The organism is Sphingomonas sp. GW821-FHT10F11, assembly GCF_058809095.1.
Window position 1 is genome coordinate 89,929 of record NZ_JBXASH010000004.1, and the last position, 17,523, is coordinate 107,451.

At 67.1% G+C, this 17,523-nt stretch carries 21 protein-coding genes; 4 read left to right on the plus strand and 17 right to left on the minus strand.

The genetic code is table 11. The features are described 5' to 3' along the window. Positions 1-13: 13 nt before the first annotated feature. The 6 genes from tilS to AC1RT8_RS13715 form a co-directional block, all read right to left on the minus strand. Positions 14-1,036 (minus strand): tRNA lysidine(34) synthetase TilS, encoded by a 1,023-nt coding sequence (gene tilS, locus AC1RT8_RS13690; protein ID WP_493076213.1) that lies wholly within the window; start codon positions 1,034-1,036, stop codon positions 14-16. 55 nt (positions 1,037-1,091) lie between these two features. After that, positions 1,092-2,075 carry a hypothetical protein gene (locus tag AC1RT8_RS13695; RefSeq protein WP_493076215.1) on the minus strand — a complete coding sequence of 328 codons (984 nt, stop codon included), beginning with the start codon at positions 2,073-2,075 and terminating at the stop codon, positions 1,092-1,094. A 61-nt stretch (positions 2,076-2,136) separates the two neighbouring features. After that, the gene (locus AC1RT8_RS13700; RefSeq protein ID WP_493076216.1) at positions 2,137-3,093 is read right to left on the minus strand and encodes a helix-turn-helix domain-containing protein; all 957 of its coding nucleotides are present in this window, start codon (positions 3,091-3,093) and stop codon (positions 2,137-2,139) included. Between the two features lie 110 nt (positions 3,094-3,203). After that, the gene (gene ptsP / locus AC1RT8_RS13705) at positions 3,204-5,474 is read right to left on the minus strand and encodes a phosphoenolpyruvate--protein phosphotransferase (RefSeq protein WP_493076218.1); all 2,271 of its coding nucleotides are present in this window, start codon (positions 5,472-5,474) and stop codon (positions 3,204-3,206) included. 302 nt (positions 5,475-5,776) lie between these two features. Continuing rightward, positions 5,777-6,799, minus strand: coding sequence for a Holliday junction branch migration DNA helicase RuvB (gene ruvB / locus AC1RT8_RS13710; RefSeq protein ID WP_493076220.1), 1,023 nt, complete (start codon positions 6,797-6,799; stop codon positions 5,777-5,779). A gap of 134 nt (positions 6,800-6,933) precedes the next feature. Further along, entirely contained in the window at positions 6,934-7,506 is a 573-nt protein-coding gene (locus tag AC1RT8_RS13715) for an RcnB family protein (RefSeq protein ID WP_493076221.1), read from the minus strand. 266 nt (positions 7,507-7,772) lie between these two features. Between AC1RT8_RS13715 and AC1RT8_RS13720 the strand changes: the two genes are divergently transcribed. Further along, entirely contained in the window at positions 7,773-8,675 is a 903-nt protein-coding gene (locus AC1RT8_RS13720) for a 2-hydroxyacid dehydrogenase (protein ID WP_493076223.1), read from the plus strand. 135 nt (positions 8,676-8,810) lie between these two features. Here AC1RT8_RS13720 and AC1RT8_RS13725 read toward each other — a convergent pair whose 3' ends face one another. The 7 genes from AC1RT8_RS13725 to AC1RT8_RS13755 form a co-directional block, all read right to left on the minus strand. Beyond that, the gene (locus AC1RT8_RS13725; protein ID WP_493076224.1) at positions 8,811-9,113 is read right to left on the minus strand and encodes an antibiotic biosynthesis monooxygenase family protein; all 303 of its coding nucleotides are present in this window, start codon (positions 9,111-9,113) and stop codon (positions 8,811-8,813) included. Continuing rightward, on the minus strand, positions 9,110-9,526 hold the full coding sequence (locus tag AC1RT8_RS13730; RefSeq protein ID WP_493076225.1) for a nuclear transport factor 2 family protein: 417 nt from the start codon (positions 9,524-9,526) through the stop codon (positions 9,110-9,112). The genes AC1RT8_RS13725 and AC1RT8_RS13730 overlap by 4 nt, the downstream gene beginning before the upstream one ends. Positions 9,527-9,567: 41 nt before the next feature. Beyond that, positions 9,568-10,161: a Holliday junction branch migration protein RuvA gene (gene ruvA, locus AC1RT8_RS13735; protein ID WP_493076226.1), complete on the minus strand. Its 594-nt coding sequence runs from the start codon at positions 10,159-10,161 to the stop codon at positions 9,568-9,570. Between the two features lie 117 nt (positions 10,162-10,278). Beyond that, positions 10,279-10,770: a crossover junction endodeoxyribonuclease RuvC gene (gene ruvC / locus AC1RT8_RS13740; protein WP_493076227.1), complete on the minus strand. Its 492-nt coding sequence runs from the start codon at positions 10,768-10,770 to the stop codon at positions 10,279-10,281. A gap of 109 nt (positions 10,771-10,879) precedes the next feature. Continuing rightward, on the minus strand, positions 10,880-11,623 hold the full coding sequence (locus AC1RT8_RS13745; RefSeq protein ID WP_493076228.1) for a YebC/PmpR family DNA-binding transcriptional regulator: 744 nt from the start codon (positions 11,621-11,623) through the stop codon (positions 10,880-10,882). Between the two features lie 88 nt (positions 11,624-11,711). Next, entirely contained in the window at positions 11,712-11,951 is a 240-nt protein-coding gene (locus AC1RT8_RS13750) for a DUF2312 domain-containing protein (protein WP_372855917.1), read from the minus strand. A 64-nt stretch (positions 11,952-12,015) separates the two neighbouring features. Further along, positions 12,016-12,312, minus strand: coding sequence for a DUF1244 domain-containing protein (locus AC1RT8_RS13755; protein WP_493076229.1), 297 nt, complete (start codon positions 12,310-12,312; stop codon positions 12,016-12,018). A gap of 75 nt (positions 12,313-12,387) precedes the next feature. On the opposite strand from AC1RT8_RS13755, the gene pyk reads away from it, so the two are divergent. Next, a complete protein-coding gene (gene pyk / locus AC1RT8_RS13760) occupies positions 12,388-13,845 on the plus strand; it encodes a pyruvate kinase (RefSeq protein ID WP_493076230.1) in 1,458 nt (485 codons plus the stop codon). Positions 13,846-13,848: 3 nt separating this feature from the next. On the opposite strand, the gene AC1RT8_RS13765 is transcribed toward pyk, so the two are convergent. The 4 genes from AC1RT8_RS13765 to ykgO all read right to left on the minus strand — a co-directional run bounded on the left by AC1RT8_RS13765 (position 13,849) and on the right by ykgO (position 15,621). Continuing rightward, positions 13,849-14,238 (minus strand): type II toxin-antitoxin system VapC family toxin, encoded by a 390-nt coding sequence (locus tag AC1RT8_RS13765; RefSeq protein WP_493076231.1) that lies wholly within the window; start codon positions 14,236-14,238, stop codon positions 13,849-13,851. Then, positions 14,235-14,519: a type II toxin-antitoxin system Phd/YefM family antitoxin gene (locus AC1RT8_RS13770; RefSeq protein WP_493076232.1), complete on the minus strand. Its 285-nt coding sequence runs from the start codon at positions 14,517-14,519 to the stop codon at positions 14,235-14,237. The genes AC1RT8_RS13765 and AC1RT8_RS13770 overlap by 4 nt, the downstream gene beginning before the upstream one ends. Positions 14,520-14,877: 358 nt before the next feature. Beyond that, positions 14,878-15,495: an HAD family hydrolase gene (locus AC1RT8_RS13775; RefSeq protein ID WP_493076233.1), complete on the minus strand. Its 618-nt coding sequence runs from the start codon at positions 15,493-15,495 to the stop codon at positions 14,878-14,880. Continuing rightward, positions 15,496-15,621, minus strand: coding sequence for a type B 50S ribosomal protein L36 (gene ykgO, locus AC1RT8_RS13780; protein ID WP_004210176.1), 126 nt, complete (start codon positions 15,619-15,621; stop codon positions 15,496-15,498). Positions 15,622-15,786: 165 nt separating this feature from the next. On the opposite strand from ykgO, the gene AC1RT8_RS13785 reads away from it, so the two are divergent. Further along, entirely contained in the window at positions 15,787-16,407 is a 621-nt protein-coding gene (locus AC1RT8_RS13785) for a DUF4136 domain-containing protein (RefSeq protein WP_493076234.1), read from the plus strand. Then, positions 16,404-17,522: a M14 family metallopeptidase gene (locus AC1RT8_RS13790; RefSeq protein ID WP_493076235.1), complete on the plus strand. Its 1,119-nt coding sequence runs from the start codon at positions 16,404-16,406 to the stop codon at positions 17,520-17,522. The genes AC1RT8_RS13785 and AC1RT8_RS13790 overlap by 4 nt, the downstream gene beginning before the upstream one ends. Position 17,523 lies beyond the last annotated feature (1 nt).

The following is a 17,523-nucleotide window of genomic DNA, read 5'->3' on the forward strand; positions in this document are numbered from 1 at the left end:
ACGCTTTCGTTGATCAGTGTGATCGGCGCGGCGGGGCCAGTTCGAAACGCCAGCGCTGGCCCGCGCGCGCGGCGACGCCGGCCAGGGTGCCATGCTCGCCCGCATCGAGCCCGGCCACCAGCCGGTCGAGTCCCGTGCCGCTCCAGTCGCCCTGAAGGTCGAATTCGAATCGGATATAGTCGATCGCCCTGAGCGCGAGGCGGCGGCGCAGCTCATAGGGCAGCCCCTCGACGTCGAGCCAGACGGTCTCGTGATGGTCGATGTCGGCACGCGCACGCCATTCGCGCGCGGCGACCCATTCGAGCGCGTCCTCGGCATGGCGCAGATTCTGCGCGGCCATCGCCAGCCGTTCCGGCGGCAGATCGCGCGACGTGGCGATCAGCTGGCGGATTCGGCTGCGGTCGAAGCGCGGATGCACGTTGGACGGATCGGCGACCGGGACGATGCCCGCCGCGGCGACGATCTCGGCAAGCTCGCCATGCGACCAGCCGAGCAGCGGCCGGAGCAGGCGCGGGCCGGGAAAGCCGCCCGGGAAAGCCTGGGCCGCCGCCATTGCGGCCAGCCCGCCCACACCGGCGCCCCGGCGCGCACGCATCAGGAAACCCTCGGCGACATCGTCGCGGTGGTGCGCGGTGGCGAAGAACTCGACGCGCCAGGGGCGCTCGCCGCGCACCGTGCCGGATCCGGCCCAGAGCCCGAGCAGGCCGTAACGCGCGCCGCGTGCCTGATCCTGCAGATTGCCGCCGACGATCAGATGGGCTGGCGCCGTCAGCACCGCGTGCGGCACGCCGAGCCCGCGGCAGATATCCGCGACGAACGCGGCCTCATCGGCCGCCTCGGGCCTGAGACCGTGATCGACGGTCGCTGCCTCGACCGATCCGGGATACGCCGCGACGGCGAGCAACAGCAGCGCGAGACTGTCGGCACCGCCCGACACCGCCACGCCCAGCTTGCGGCCCGGCCCCGGCGCCCCTTCCCCCAGCTGCTCGAAATCGCGCTGGAAGCGCGCGACCGAAGCAGTGTCCGGCGCGCTCACGCGCACATTGCTTAGCTGGATCCCGGCCTGCGCCGGGATGACCCGCTGGTGCGGGTCACTTGCACTTCGCCTCGGTACGGCCGCGGACTATGTCCGCCTTCATCGTCGCGCTGATCTTCGCCTCATAGACGTCGCTCAGCTCGCCATAGACCTTGCAGGCATCGGCCGGCTTGCCGAGCTTCATCAGCGCCTGCGCCAGGTAATAAAGGCTGTCCGGCGCCCGCTCGCCATCGGGCATCTTCTTGTAATTGTCGTAGAAGGCGATCGAAGCGAGCGAGGGCTTGCCCTCGTCGAGATAGGAGCGGCCGAGCAGGTTCTGCGCATAGCTGGCGCGCTTGTGCTTGGGATAGGTCGTGACGACCTTTTTCAGCTGCACCTCGGCCTCGGGGTAGAACTGGCCCTGCCACAGGCGGTAGCCATAGAGATAGGCGTCCTCGGCCGGATCGTCGCTGACCGGCTTCTCGACTGCGGCCAGCTTCTGCGTGCGCGCCGGGTCCTTGGCGCCGGTCGCGGGCGGCGGCGTCGTCGGCTTGACCGGTGTCGTGACGGGCGGCCTGGGTGTCGCCGTTACCGGCGCGGTCGTGCCGCCAACCGGCGCCGCGATCGGGCCGGCACCGGGTGTCAGGCTTCCGCCGGTCGACGACGCATTCTCTTCCAGCACCCGCAATCGCGCATCGATCGTGCGCTTGTAGGTGTTGAAGGCATCCTCGATCTGCCGGATCTTGTGCTGGTTGGTCTCGATCTGGCCGGTCAGGCTGGTGATCTGCGATTCGAGCGAGCTGACGCGAGCGTCCAGATCGGCGACCGGGCTGCCCGAGGGGCTGCCGGGAATGTCCGGATTCTGCTGGGGCGCGGTGATATCGGGCTGGACATATTGGTCGCGCCCGCCCGGGAACACCTTGCGCTGCACCGCGCGCATCTCGCTTTCGAGCCGGCCGACCCGGCCCTCGATCGCGCTTTGCGCCTGCGCGGCGACCGGCACCAGGCCGAAGCCCGCCACCATCATCGCCGTCATCGTCGTCATCACTAACTTACGCATATACACCCCCCGGTGCGGTGAACGTCCGGGTATAGCTGACACCATCATCCTGTCGCCACCCTTAAGGTGCCGTGGTTGGGGCAGGCGCCGGCGCGAAGGCCGGCGGCACCGCCGGCGCGGTCGGCGTCGGGCTTGGCGCGGTCGCTGCCGGCGGGCGCGGCGCGCGCGGGGTCGACCGCGCCGCGGGCACCCGGGTGGTCGTTGCAGACGTGCCGGTCGGGGCAGCAGGCGTCCCCGAAGCGGTCGGGAGCGGGGTGCCGTTCGCGCGGGCCTGCAACGCCGCAGCACCGATCGGCACGTCCTTGATCGCGACCTTGCCGTCGCCGAGCGGCGCCACCAGCGATCCGTTGAGCATCACCTGCAGCTTGTCCGGCCGGCCGATATTGATCATCGGGTTATTGGCGTTGGCGGGCACGTCGTAGCGGTCGCCCGGCTTCAGCGTGTTTTCATACAGCGTCGTGCCGGTCGCGTCATAGACCCGCATCCACACATCGTCGGTCGCGGTCAGCGTCACCTGGCCTCCCGTCACTGGAGTCGGCGTCGCTATGGGCGCGGGTTCCTCGACATTCTCGATCGGCGCCGGGGCGATCACTTCCTCGGTGCGGAACAAGGTGGTGCCGTACCACAGGCCCGCGCCGATCAGCAGCAACACCGCGAGGGCGCCCGTGATCAGCGCGATACCGCCCGTCGGCACCTTCGACGCCTCGGTGATCTCATAGGCTTCATAGTCGGTGCGCCGCGTGCCCTGGTCGTTCTGGGCGCGCACGTCGCGCGCGATCGCGACCTCGTCGGCGCCGACCGCCCGGGCATAGGCCTTGGCGAAGCCGACCGAATAGGTGATCGACGGCAACGCCGCGAAATTGCTGGTCTCGATCGCCTCGAGCTGGCGGATCGGGATCCGGGTGCGCGCCGCGATCTCGGCCAGCGACAGGCCCTGCGCCTCACGCGCCTCGCGCAGGCGTTCGCCCGCGGTCTTGGGGAACAAGGTCGCTTCTTCGCCGGGATCGGTGTCGGTCATGCTTGTCTCCGGCGAGGCAGGTTGCGCCCTATATGATTTTCCCGCGCCGCCGTGTGTCTCACAAAGGGACCGCGCTGAGTCAACGGCCTGCTGGTCCGCCCGTCACACTATCACGCCAGTTCGACGCCGCTTTTTGCCGCCCAGGCGGTCAGTGCCCCGCGCATGTCGCGCGGCGGGGCGGCCAGCAGGGACGACATATGCTCCATCAGCGCGCCGCGATCGAGCGAGCGCACCATCGCCTTGATCGGCCCGACCGCCGCCGGGGTGATCGACAGCCGGTCGATGCCGAGCCCGATCAGCGCCATCGCCTCAAGCGGCCGTCCGCCCATCTCGCCGCAGACGGCAAGCTGCACGCCCGCCTCACGGGTCGGCCCGACCAGCCGGCGCAGGAAGCGCAGGATCGCGGGGCTCAGCCAGTCGTAACGCTCGGCGAGCCGCGGATTGGCGCGATCGGCGGCGAACAGGAACTGGGTCAGGTCGTTGGTGCCGACCGACAGGAAGTCCACATTGGGCAGCAGCAGGTCGAGCTGCTCGGCCAGCGCCGGCACCTCGAGCATCGCGCCGTAGCGGATCTCGGCCGGCAGCTTGCGGCCCCGCGCGTTCATCCATTCGCGCTGGGTTTCGAACAAGGCGCGGGCTTCGTCGAATTCCCATGGTTCGGAGACCATCGGGAACATCACGTTCAACGTCCGCCCCGACGCCGCGTCGAGCAGCGCGCGGGCCTGCACCTTCATCAGGCCCCCGCGACCCAGCGCGAGCCGGAGCGCGCGCCAGCCCATCGCCGGATTCTCCTCGTCGGCATCTTCCTTGTTGAGATAGGGCAGCGCCTTGTCGCCGCCGATATCGACGGTGCGGAAGATCACCGGCCGGTCGCCCGCCGCCTCCAGCACGTCGCGGTAGAGCCGCTGCTGGCGCTCGCGCGCGGGCAGGGTCGCCGAGATCAGGAACTGGAATTCGGTGCGGAACAGCCCGATGCCGTCCGCCCCCGTCACGTCGAGCGCGGCGACATCGTCGCGGAGACCCGCATTGACCATCACCGTCACCCGGTGATCGTCCTTGGTGATCGGCGCCTCGGTCTTGAGCGCGGCAAAGGCCGCACGGCGCTTCTGGCGTAGCTGCAGCTTGGTCTCGAACGCCTCCTCCATCGCGGCGGAGGGCCGCGCGAAGACATTGCCCTCGGTCACGTCGAGCAGCAGCAGATCGCCCTCGCCGATCAGCCGCCGCACGCTCTTCACCCGGCCCAGCACCGGCACGCCCATCGCCCGCGCGACGATGGTGACATGGGCGGTGAGCGATCCTTCCTCGAGCACCACGCCCTTCAGCCGGCGACGGTCATATTCGAGCAGCTCGGCAGGCCCGAGGTTGCGTGCGATCAGGATCGTGTCCTGGCGCAGGCCCATCTGCGCCGCGGTGCCCATCTGGCCCGAAACGATGCGGAGCAGCCGGTTGGACAGGTCCTCCAGGTCGTGCATCCGGTCGGCGAGCAAAGGATCGTCGATCTGGCGCATGCGCATGCGGGTGCGTTGCTGGACGCGCTCGATCGCCGCCTCGGCGGTGAGCCCCGAATCGATCGCCTCGTTGATCCGGCGGCTCCACCCCTCGTCATAGGCGAACATCTTGTAGGTCTCGAGCACCTCCTCATGCTCGCCGCCGACGCCGAACTCGGCCTGGGCGGAGATGCGCTCGATCTGCTCGCGCATCTTGTCGAACGCGGCATAGACGCGGTGGCGCTCCGCCTCAACGTCTTCGGCCACCGTATGCTCGATGGTGATGCGCGGCTGGTGATAGACCGCATAGCCCGATGCCATGCCGTCGACGAGCTTCAGCCCGGGCACGCGCATCGCGGCGGTCGATTGCGGACGCGCCGAGGCAGCCCCGCTCGCATCGGCCAGGTCGGCATTGGCGATCAGTTCGCTCAGCACCATGGCGACGGTCTGCAGGGCTTCGATCTCGACATCGTCATATTTATGGGGATCGGCATGCTGGACGCACAGCACGCCCACCGCACGTTCGCGTCGGATGATCGGAACGCCGGCGAAGCTGTGGAATTTCTCCTCGCCGGTTTCGGGCTTGTAGGCGAAATCGGGATGCGAGGCGGCCTCGTCGAGGTTCAACGTCTCGACTTCCTGGGCGATCGTGCCGACCAACCCCTCGCCCAGGGCGAGCTTGGTGACGTGAACCGCCTCCTGCGCCAGCCCGCGCGTGGCGTAGAGTTCGAGCACGCCGTCGCGCAGCAGGTAGATCGAGCAAACCTCACTCGACATCGCCTCGCCGACGATCTGGACCACCGAATTGAGCTTCGCCTGCGCCGCGGTACGCGACGCCATCACGTCGTGGAGGCGGACGAGGATCTCACGGGCAGAGGCAACGGCGCTTGGCATGGCTTGGCGCTATCAGATTGTGAGGGGCTGGGCCACAATGCTGCGCAACATGATTGCTGTTCCGGGAAGAAGGCTGGCAGCGCGACTAGCGGGAGCCCCGGCTGAGTTGAATCGGGCAGGCGATCGCTGCCGCTCCGATACGCCCCGGCGGGAGATATGGGACACCAGCATGTCCCATATCCCTCCGCACGAAGCCTTAAAGAGGGTGTAGTAATTTCCTTCTATTTCAATATCTTGCTTGTAAGACATCGAAATCATGGGCGCTACATATCGAGAGCGAACCTCGTACTGCCAGGACGAAGCTAGTCGAATAGCCCATCCTGCGAACTGGCCGGCGGGTTGAGCCCGAGATGCTTCCAGCCGCCGGCATTGAGCATCCGGCCGCGCGCGGTGCGCGCGATCAGGCCGAGTTGGATCAGATAGGGCTCGATCACTTCCTCGACCGTGTCGCGTGGTTCGCTCAGGCCAGCGGCGAGCGTCTCCACCCCGACCGGCCCGCCGCGATAGACGTCGGCGATCATCATCAGATAGCGCCGATCCATCGCGTCGAGCCCGAGCTTGTCGACCTCGAGCCGGTTGAGCGCCGCATCCGCCGCCACCGCATCGACCGTCTCGCGGCCCGCGACATTGGCGAAATCGCGCACCCGCCGCAGCAGCCGCCCGGCGATGCGCGGCGTCCCCCGCGAGCGGCGCGCGATCTCGTGCGCGCCATCGGGCGAGACATGCAGGTCGAGCAGCGCCGCCGCCCGCGTGACCACTTTTTCCAGCTCGTCGACGGTGTAGAAATGGAGCCGCACCGGAATGCCGAACCGGTCGCGGAGCGGCGTAGTCAACAGCCCCTGACGCGTCGTCGCGCCGACCAGGGTGAAGCGCGGCAGATCGATCCTGACCGAGCGCGCCGAGGGTCCTTCGCCGATCATCAGGTCGAGCGCACGGTCCTCCATCGCGGGATACAGCACTTCCTCGACCGCGGGCGCGAGGCGGTGGATCTCGTCGATGAACAGCACGTCGCCGTCCTCGAGATTGGTCAGCAGCGCGGCCAGATCGCCCGACTTGGCGATGACCGGCCCAGAGGTGGCGCGGAAGCCCACGCCCATTTCGCGCGCGATGATCTGGGCGAGCGTGGTCTTGCCGAGGCCGGGCGGGCCGAAGAACAGCACATGGTCGAGCGCATCGCCCCGCGATTTCGCCGCCGCGATGAAGACCCGCAGATTCTCGCGCGCGGCCTTCTGTCCGACAAACTCGTCGAGCGTTTTCGGGCGCAACGCCGCGTCGATATCCTCGGGCTTGCGCGCGGGCGTCAGGATGCGGTCGCTGTCGGTCACGATATCGGCGATAGCCCGCCGATGCCGAACTGGGCAAGGCACGCTTTCCCGCCGGGTGGCGCCACCGGCATCGCCGGATCGTCAAGCCGGACCGGCGCCCCCGGGGGGAGCCCGCGGCCCGGCCATCGGATGGGTCAGTAGAACGCCCCGTAGATCACGTCCACGACGCGCCCGGTACGCCGCTGTACCAGCAGCAGATCGGGGCCGTAGCGGACCCAGCGATATCCCGGCGGCGGAGCGCCGACGCCGAGCCTGTCCCAGGAATCATAATAATAGGCCGTGGACAGGAAGAGCGCCGGCAACAGCGCGCCGATCGACCAGCGACGATAGCCATAGCCGCGCGGATAGCGGAATGACGGCCCGTGAACGGGCCGGAAATGCGGCGGCCGGCCGGCGCCCGGCCGATGCTGGCCCGGCCCGCCAATGCCTGGACGTGGCGGCTGCGGACGCGGCCTCCCATGGTCGCCGCCGGGACGCGGAGGCCGTACCTCAGGCCTGCCTGGACGCGGCGGCTGGATCTGGGGCCCGCCCGGTCGGAGTGGCTGGACTTGCGGTCCGCCGGGGCGCGACGGCCTGACATGCGGGCCATTCTGGTTCGGGCGCTCCCGCCCGGGCCGGTCGCGTCCGGGCGGTGCGCCCTGTTGAGCCAATGCGAGATCGGGCAGGATCAGCAGGAGGCTGGTCGTGACCAAGAGAAGCCGTTTCATTCGTCTCTCCCCAACACCAAGGACTCGGGTTCGAACGATTTCAGCTCGACGCAACCTCCGGGCGCCGTTGGGAAAACCCCGCGAACACGGGAAACCGAGCGACAAGCCGCTCGCCAGAACCCGTGCCGAGCCTAGGCCTGCCCGGATAGCCCTACAAGCATGTTTTCCCACCGTTTCGCAGGGTTTCCGGCGCGTTCACAGGCTCCGGGCACAGGCTCCGGGCACAGGCTCTGGGCGGCATCGCACGCACATCCTATAGGAAGATGATGAGCGACCTTCCCGACCTGTATCTCCCCGCCGCGATGGCCGGCCCGCTGATGGACGAGCTGGCGAAGCGCTTCGTCGTGCACCGCGACAATCCGCCGCCCACGACGCGCGCTATCGTCGGCGGAGGCTCAGTGGTGGTCGACCAGGCGCTGCTTGATCGGCTTCCCGCGCTCGAGATCGTTTCGATCAACGGCGTCGGCTATGAGCGGGTCGATCTCGACGCGGTCCGGGCGCGCGGTGTGCGGGTGACGACCACGCTCGACATATTGACCGACGACGTCGCCGATCTCGCCATCGGCCTGATGCTGGCGGTCAACCGGCGGATCGCCTTCAACGATCGCACGGTCCGCGCCGGCGGCTGGAACGTGCCGCTCGGTCGGCGCTCAAGCGGGCGGCGGATCGGCATTTTCGGCTTCGGCACGATCGGCCAGGCGATCGCCAGGCGCGCCGCGGTGTTCGCCAGCGCGGTGCTCTACACGGCGCGGCACGAGCGGCCGGAGTCGGGCTATCGCTTCGTCTCCGACATCGGCGCACTGGCGGAAGCCTGCGACACGCTGATCCTGATCGCGCCGGGCGGCGACGCAACGCGCAATATCGTCGACGCGGAGGTGCTGGCGAAGCTCGGCAAGAACGGCGTGCTGATCAACGTCGCGCGCGGCAGCCTGGTCGACGAACCCGCGCTGATCGCGGCGCTGGCCGACGGCACCATCGCCGGCGCCGGCCTCGACGTGTTCGCCGACGAACCGCACGTGCCCGAGGCGCTCAGGGAAATGGACCAGGTCGTGCTGATCCCGCACCAGGGCAGCGCCACGGTCGAAAGCCGAACGGAAATGGCGGCGTTGGTGGTGGCCAATCTCGACGCGCATTTCGCCGGAGAGCCGCTGCTCACGCCGATCGTGTAGCCACCATCTGTCCTTCCCCGGCGAAGGGCCGGGACCCAGTTGGAAAGGCTCCAGCGACAGCGCGACACGTCAGATTGTCGGCGTCCCCCAACTGGACCCCGGCCTCCGCCGGGGAAGGCTCCGAGAAGCGGAATTCTACCCGTCATGCACCTCGTAATGCGTGACGTTCGGCTCGAGCTCGATCAGGAAATCCCGGTCGAAGTCGTAATATTTGGCGACCTCATGATCCTCCCCGGCGAAACGCTTGATCGCCGCGATATCGGGCCAGAAGCTCAGCATCTGAAAATGCACGACATCACCCTCGGCCCGGTGCAGGCACCACGCGCCGAGATTGCCCGGCGTCGATGTGTAATCCGGAATGGCCACTTCGCGCATCCGCGCGAGATAGACCTCGGCCTTGGCCGCCGGCACAGCCCCATGCCACAGCCGCGCGATCATCGGCCGAGCGCGCGCGCCGTCTGGAGGGTGTCGGCATATTGCTGGAAACTGGCGACCTTGCCGTCGACCAGCCGCCAGACATGGGCGAACTGCGCGTCCATCGCGGTGCCGGTGGCCTTTGCCACGCCGCTGTAGCGACCAAGCGCCACGACATGATCGCCGGCATCGAGGATCTGCTCGGGCTTTGCCGCGAACTCGTCCCAGTCGCCGGCGATCGGCCCGAACACCCCTGCCAGGATCGCATCAGGCCCGACATGGGGGTTGGTGACGGCGTAGGGATAATTCTCCGCCTCGTTCCACTCGATGTCCGGATGCATCGCGCCGAAGATGCCGGGCAGGTCGCCGGTCCTGAACGCGTCGTAGATGCCCTGAATCACCGCGACGTTGCTCATCGTCCGTCCCCTATCGATCATGGCGTCAGGCTATCGCTTTTCCCGGACCGCGCAAGCGATCCTCAGGCCCTGGATGCCTTGCGCAACGCCAGCCGCACCAGTGCGTCGAGGGTAGCGCCCGAACCTAGTTCTTCTTCTGCCGCAGCGACCGCCGCGCTCGCTTCGGCCGGCCGGAAACCGAGGTTGAGCAGGGCCGACACCGCATCCGCCCCCGCGCCGCTCGTCGCGACCGGGGTTGCACCGCCGATAGCGACCGCGCCGATCTTGTCCTTCAGCTCGCGCACGATGCGCTCGGCAAGCTTCGGCCCGACGCCGTTGGCGCGCGCGACCATCGCCTTGTCCTGCGCGGCGATGGCGCGGCTGAGGTCGGACGGGTCGAGCGCCGACAGGATCGCCAGTGCGACGCGGGCGCCCACGCCCTGAACGCCGGTGAGCAACCGGAACCAGTCGCGCTCGCCGGCGGTGGCGAAACCCACCAGGCGAATGAAATCCTCCGCCACCAGCATCTCGGTATGGAGCATCGCCGCCTCGCCGACCGGGCCGATCGCGGCCAGGGTCCGGGACGAGGCGCCGACGAGATAGCCGACGCCGCCGACATCGATCACCGCATGGTCGATGCCGAGCGAGTCGAGGCGGCCTTTGAGATGGGCGATCATGGAATGGTCTGGCTCTGTCCCGTCATGCCGGACTTGTTCCGGCATCTACCGGGCCGCAAGCGCCGCGCGCCGTTCGTATGCGGCACGGTGGACCCCGGAACAAGTCCGGGGTGACGGTCAGGGATTGGGCAAGCGCCGCGCGGACGCCAGATGATGCGCGTGGCAGATCGCCACCGCGAGCGCGTCGGCGGCGTCGGGGCCGTCGATCTTCACGCCCGGCAGCAGGCGCCCGACCATCGCATGGACCTGCGCCTTTTCCGCCGCGCCGGTGCCGACGACGGCCTTCTTGACCAGCCGCGCGGCATATTCGCCCACATCGATGCCCGCACGCGCCACCGCGCACAGCACCACACCACGCGCCTGGCCGAGCTTCAGGGTCGATTGCGGATTGGCGTTGACGAAGACCTCCTCGACCGCGGCGCTATCCGGCGCATGGTCGACGATCAGCGCCCCCAGCATCGCATCGAGATGCGCCAGCCGACGCGGCAGGGCAGCGGCGCTGTCGGTCTTCAGCCGGCCATTGGCGAGATGCGACAGCCGGTTGCCTTCGGCCCGGATCAACCCCCAGCCGGTCGTGCCGAGGCCAGGGTCGAGGCCGAGGATGATCAAGTCCCCCTCCCGCAAGCGGGAGGGGTTAGGGGAGGGCCTGTAATCTCAAGCGGCAGAGCGCGATGGACACGCCCTCCCCCGACCCCTCCCGCAAGCGGGAGGGGAGTATTCACCCTAATTTCTCCAGCACGGCGTCGGACACGTCGTAATTGCCCCACACCTGCTGCACGTCGTCATCCTCGTCGAGGACATCGATCAGCTTGAACAGCAGCCCGGCATCGTCCTCGCCGACCTCGACCATGGTCTGCGGTTTCCAGGCAAGCTTCGCGCCTTCGGGCTCGCCGAGAACCGGGGTCAGCGCCTTCACCACCTCATGCAGCGCCTCGTTCGAGGTCCAGATCTCATGGCCGTCGTCACCCGATTCGACATCCTCGGCACCGGCGTCGAGCGCTGCTTCGAAGACCTTGTCGGCATCGCCCGCGCTTGCCGGATAGGAGATCAGGCCCATCCGGTCGAAGCCGTGGCTCACCGATCCGCTCGCGCCCAGATTGCCGCCATTCTTGGAAACGGCGGTGCGGACATTGGTCGCGGTGCGGTTGCGGTTGTCGGTCAGCGCCTCGATGATCAGCGAGACGCCGCCGGGGCCGAAGCCCTCATAACGGACCTCTTCGTAATTTTCCCCGTCGCCCCGCTCGGCCTTGTCGATCGCGCGCTGGATATTGTCCTTGGGCATCGACTGCGCCTTCGCGGCATTGACCGCCGCGCGAAGCCGCGGGTTCATGTCCGGATCGGGCGTGCCCATCTTCGCCGCGACGGTGATTTCGCGGCTGAGCTTGGAGAAGGCGGCGGACCGTTTCTTGTCCTGCGCGCCCTTGCGGTACATGATGTTCTTGTATTTGGAATGGCCTGCCATGGGTCTCTCGATGCCGCCCTGATGTCGTCGGGCCGCGTTAGAAGATAATGGGGCGGTTCGACAAGCTTGGGCCGGCCGAACCGGTCCCTCAATCCAGTCCGAGCGCCGCCTTGTAGGTGTCGAGCAGCATCTCGGCCTCGTCGCGGTGATGCTTTTCCATCTTGCGCAGCTTGACGATGGTGCGGATCGTCTTGGTGTCGAAGCCGTTCGATTTGCATTCGGCATAGACGTCCTTGATGTCGTCCGCGATGCCCTTTTTCTCTTCCTCGAGCCGTTCGATGCGCTCGATGAAAAGGCGAAGCTGGTCGGCGGCGATCACGTCGCTCATGAAATAGTCCCCGGAGTTGATTCGTTGGAAAGGTGGCGGGCTTTAGGACAGCGCGGCGGCTCCGTCACGCATTCTTCGCGACGCTCTCCGCCATGCGCTGGAGCTGTGCCGGTGTCGCCTCGCCCTGATGATCCGCCTTCCACCGTGCATAGGGCATGCCGTAGATCGCTTCCCGCGCGGCCTCCTTGTCGAGGGCGCCATCCGACGCCTCCTGCACCCAGTCCGACAGGCAGTTGCGGCAGAATCCGGCCAGCCCCATCAGATCGACATTCTGCGCATCGCTGCGATGGCGCAAATGCAGGACGAGCCGACGGAACGCCGCCGCCGCCACTGAATCGTCGATCGTCTCCAATTCGGCCATTTTACGCGCTCCATGGTTGATCGGGCGGAGATAGGGGTTAGAGCCGACACCGCACAAGCCGAGGAAAGCGCTGTCATGACGAAGGCCATCAGCCCCCGATCGCGAAAGGTGCGCGTGCTCGCGACGCTGGGGCCTGCCAGCAGCACGCCCGAGATGATCGGCAAGCTGTTCGAGGCAGGCGCCGACGCGTTCCGCGTAAACATGAGCCATGGCGACCAGGCGTCGAAGGTCGCGGTGATCCAGGCGATCCGCAGCCTCGAAAAGAAATATGGCCGCCCCACCACGATCCTCGCCGACCTCCAGGGCCCCAAGCTGCGCGTCGGCAAGTTCGAGGGCGGGCGGACCGAACTGGTCACCGGATCGACCTTCATCCTCGACCGCGACAAGACGCCCGGCGACGCCACCCGGGTCGAGCTGCCCCACCGCGAGATCTTCGAGGCGATCGAGCCCGGCGCGCGCCTGCTGCTCGACGACGGCAAGCTGGTGCTGCGCGTCGAGAGCCATGAGCCGAAGAAGATCGTCACCACCGTGGTGGTCGGCGGTGCCCTGTCCAACAACAAGGGGCTGAACGTGCCCGACGTGGTCGTGCCGATGGCGGCGCTGACCGAGAAGGACCGCAGCGACCTGGCCTTCGCGATCGACCAGGGGGTCGACTGGATCGCGCTCAGCTTCGTCCAGCGCCCGGAGGATCTCGCCGAGGCGCGCAAACTCATCCAGGGCAAGGCAGCCTTGATGGCCAAGATCGAAAAGCCTTCGGCGATCGACCGGCTGGAGGAGATCGTCGAGCAATGCGACGGCGTGATGGTCGCGCGCGGCGATCTCGGCGTCGAGCTGCCGCCCGAATCGGTGCCGCCGCTGCAGAAGCGCATCGTCGAGACGGCGCGCCGGCTCGGCCGGCCGGTGATCGTGGCGACTCAGATGCTCGAATCGATGATCACCGCGCCGACCCCGACCCGCGCCGAAGTCTCCGACGTGGCGACCGCGGTCTATGACGGCGCCGACGCGATCATGCTTTCCGCGGAGAGCGCGGCAGGCGCCTGGCCGATCGAATCGGTCGCGATGATGAATTCGATCGGCGAGGCGGTCGAACGCGACCCGATGCACGGCGACCGCATCCATTTCACCGTAACGCGCCCCGATCCGACCACCGCCGACGCCCTGGCCGAGGCAGCGAAGAACATCGCCGCGACCGTGACGGCGGCGGCGATCATCTGCTTCACCTCCTCGGGCTCGACCGCCCGCCGCGTCGCGCGCGAGCGCCCTTCGGTGCCGCTACTGGTGCTGACCCCGAAGATCGAGACCGCGCGGCGGCTCGGCCTGCTCTGGGGCACGCATGCGGTGCACACCCGCGACGTCGAATCCTTCGAGGATATGGTCGCCAAGGCCAAGCGCATGGCGCTGCGCCACAATATCGCCAACGCCGGCGACCGGGTGATCCTCATCGCCGGCGTGCCGTTCCGCACCCCCGGATCAACCAATGTGCTGCACGTCGTGCGGGTGACCGGCGACGAGCTGAAGGGCTATGGCGGCTGAGGCCTAGGGCACGAGAGCCAGGGGGTGGCCAATCAACAACCGGTCACGGGTAAGGAGTCTGACGCCCAGTTCCTGTGCCTGAATCAGCAGAATTTCGTCGAACGGGTCCCGGTGCGGCGTCGGATGCTCTAGCGATGCGGCGGCCTGGTCGGGTGTCAAGGCCACGATGCCGATCCCCAGGATATCAAGCCCGGCTCGAATCTCCATGGGATCAGCCGGCCCTTTTCTCACACCCGAGGCCCTCACGCGCTCCCATTTGAGGCGCAACTCCCAGAGCGAAACCGCCGACACGAGGGGATCGTTTCCTTCGATCGCCGCCAATTCCGCCGGCCGCAACACACTCGGATCGCGCACAAGCCAGAGCGCGATATGCGTATCGAGCAGCAGTGTCATTGCGGTTCGATGTCGGGATTCTCGTCAAGCATCAGAGACTTGCGGCTATATTCCGGATCGTTGAAATCCGCAGGCCACATTTCTTCCGCCGTAAGCGCGTCCCAGCCACGATCCTGTCGAAAGCGTTCAAGCGCACTCCAGTTCAGGGTCTTCCTTGCCGGAGCTGGACCGAGTTCCGCCACCGCAACGCCATGTTTGGTAATTGTCACGCGTTCACCGCGTTCAACCGCGGCGAGAGCCCGCGCAAACTGCGCACGCGCCTCTCGAACCGACATTTCCATCGCAGCCTCCAATATGTGTACCCTGTGTACACAAATAGGCACGTGCGGACAAGCAGCCTCGATTCAACGCAGGCGCCGATCATGAGAGCGTGACGCGGCCCGCAACCCGGGTGCGCTCTTTGACATGACTGGATGATGTTGGACGATAACGGCGCGGTGCCACGCCCCTGTTACGCGGAAAAATCGCGCCGTTTTCGATACTTTTTCGGCATTTTTTCCGCTGTTATGCCGTAACAGGGAAAAGCCACCTCAACCCGCTGGAATCGCTCGCCTAAATCGGCCCGAAATTCCAACATAACAGCGGAAGAAAAAAGGGGAGCGGCATAACAGCGAAAAAACCGAGTCGCTGTTGGACGAATCAGGCGCGGAGCAATCCCAGCGCGGTCAGCTGACTCCGCAGGGTCGGCGCGTCGACGAAGTGCAGGCCGCGCATGCCGACCCCGTTGGCCGCGGCGACATTGTCCTCGCGGTCGTCGACGAACACCGCCTCGCCCGGCTCAAGGCCGAAGCGGTCGAGCGCGAGGTGGTAGATGGCGGGATCGGGCTTCACCAGCCGCTCGTCGCCCGAGACGACCACGTCGCGGAACCGGTCGAAGATCGCGGCCTCCCGGTCGCGGAACGGCTTCCAGAACTCGCCCGAGAAATTGGTGATGGCATAGAGCGGCACGCCGGCCGAATCGATCTCGGCGACCAGATCGGCCATGCCCGGGATCATGCCTGGGATCGTCTCGCTGAAGCGTGGGCCCCAGAGCGCGATCATCTCGGCATGCTCGGGATATTCGGCGCTCAGCTCAGCCGACGTCTCGGCGAAGGGGCGGCCCTCGTCGTGCTGGAAATGCCATTCCCTGGTCGCGACGTCGCGCAGGAACGCATCGAGCGCCCGATCGTCCTCGATCAGGCGCTCGTAAAGGAACCTGGGGTTCCAGTCATACAGGACGTTGCCGACGTCGAAGACGACGGCAGCCGGCCGGCTCACTTAACCCTGGCGGGCCTTGAAGCGGCGGTTCGTCTTGTTGATGACATAGGTGCGGCCACGGCGGCGGATCACGCGGTTGTCGCGGTGACGGCCCTTGAGCGACTTCAGGGAATTGCGGATCTTCATGATCGATTCGCTTCTTTGATTCTCGGGTTTTGGAAAGAGGCGCCCGCATATGGACGAGAGGGTCCCAAGTCAACCCGCGCGACACGGAACCCGGATGCGTCTATCGTGCGTTATCGGCTTACAGCGTTACACTGACGCAACGATCGGTTCGGAGGAAAAGGCAGGATGACGGCGGCACGGACTTTGCTCATCGCACTCGCGGCAACCGGTCTGGCGGGAGGGCTCGCGGGATGCGCCACCACTGTCAGTGGCCCGGTGCAAGTGACGCGTTTCCATCTCGGCGCGCCGCTCGAGCGCGGCACCGTCACGGTCGAACCGATGCCCGGCGGCGGGCCGGCGAGCCTGGAGTTCTCGACTTATGCCTCGGCGGTCGAGGCCGAGCTGGTCCGATCCGGCTATACCGCAGCGCCCGCCGATGTGCGCGGCCAGTATCTCGCCGTAGTCGGCTTCACCCGCACCACGCTCGAAGGACCGCCCAAGCCGCCGCCGTTCAGCATCGGCCTTGGCGGCGGCTCCTATAGCGGCGGCCGTGGCGGCGGCGTCGGGATCGGCGGCGGCGTCTCCATCCCGATCGGCAAGAGCAAGTCGCGCTATGTCGTCGCGACCGAGCTGTCGGTGCAGATCCGCCGGCGCAGCGACGGCACCGTCATCTGGGAAGGCCGTGCCCAGACCCAGGCCGACGACAAGGCACCCGAGGCTCAGGCGAACGCGGCGGCAGGCAAATTGGCCCATGCGCTGTTCCTGGGGTTCCCCGGTGAATCGGGCCGTTCTATCACGGTCAAATGAGCATTCAGATCAACGCCGCCTTCGATGGCGGCAATATCCGCCTGGTCGCCATCGCCGGAGACCGAATCGACCTGGAGATCGTCCACGATCACCAGTCGGACTTTTTCCAGTGGTTCTATTTCCGCGTGGCGGGGGCCAAGGGGCGTAAGCTGACCTATCGCATCGTCAATGCGGGGTCGTCGGCCTATCCGTTCGGCTGGCCCGGCTACCGGACACGCGTCTCGACCGACCGGATCGACTGGCGCATGGCCGAGACGCGTTATGCCGACGGCGTGCTCGAATTCGACTGGGAGGGTGACAGCGACCTGGTCTGGTTCGCCTATTTCGCACCCTATACGATGGAACGCCACGACGCTTTGGTCGCCGCGACCGCGCTCCAGCCCGGCGTCACGCACCGCCAGCTCGGCCAGTCGCTCGACGGCCGCGCGATCGACTATTTCCGCATCGGCGGCGGGCCGAAGCAGGTCTGGCTCTATGCCCGCCAGCATCCCGGCGAATCCATGGCCGAATGGTGGATGGAGGGCGCGCTGGAACGGCTGACCGATGCCGAGGATGCCGTGACGGCGGCGCTGCTCGCCAAGGCGACCTTCCATGTCGTGCCGAACATGAACCCCGACGGGTCGTTCCGCGGCCATCTGCGCACCAATGCCGCCGGCGTGAACCTCAACCGCGAATGGCACGAACCGACCGCGGAGAAGAGCCCCGAAGTGCTGTGCGTGCGCAACGCGATGGACGAAACCGGCGTGGCCTTCGCGATGGACGTGCATGGCGACGAGGCGATCCCGGCCAATTTCCTCGCCGGCTTCGAAGGCATCCCGAGCTGGACCGACGACCTCGGCGAGAAATTCTACGACTATGCCCGCCGCCTTTCCGACCACACCCCGGATTTCCAGATCGAGAAGGGCTATGAGAAGTCAGGCCCGGGCAAGGCCAACCTCACCATGTCGACCAACCAGCTCGCTGAGCGCTTCGGTGCGGTGGCGATGACGCTGGAGATGCCGTTCAAGGACCATGATCCGAACCCCGACCCCGAGTTCGGTTGGTCGCCCGAACGCAGCAAGCAGCTCGGGCATAGCTGCCTCGAAGTGCTGGCAGAGGTGATCGATACGATCTGAG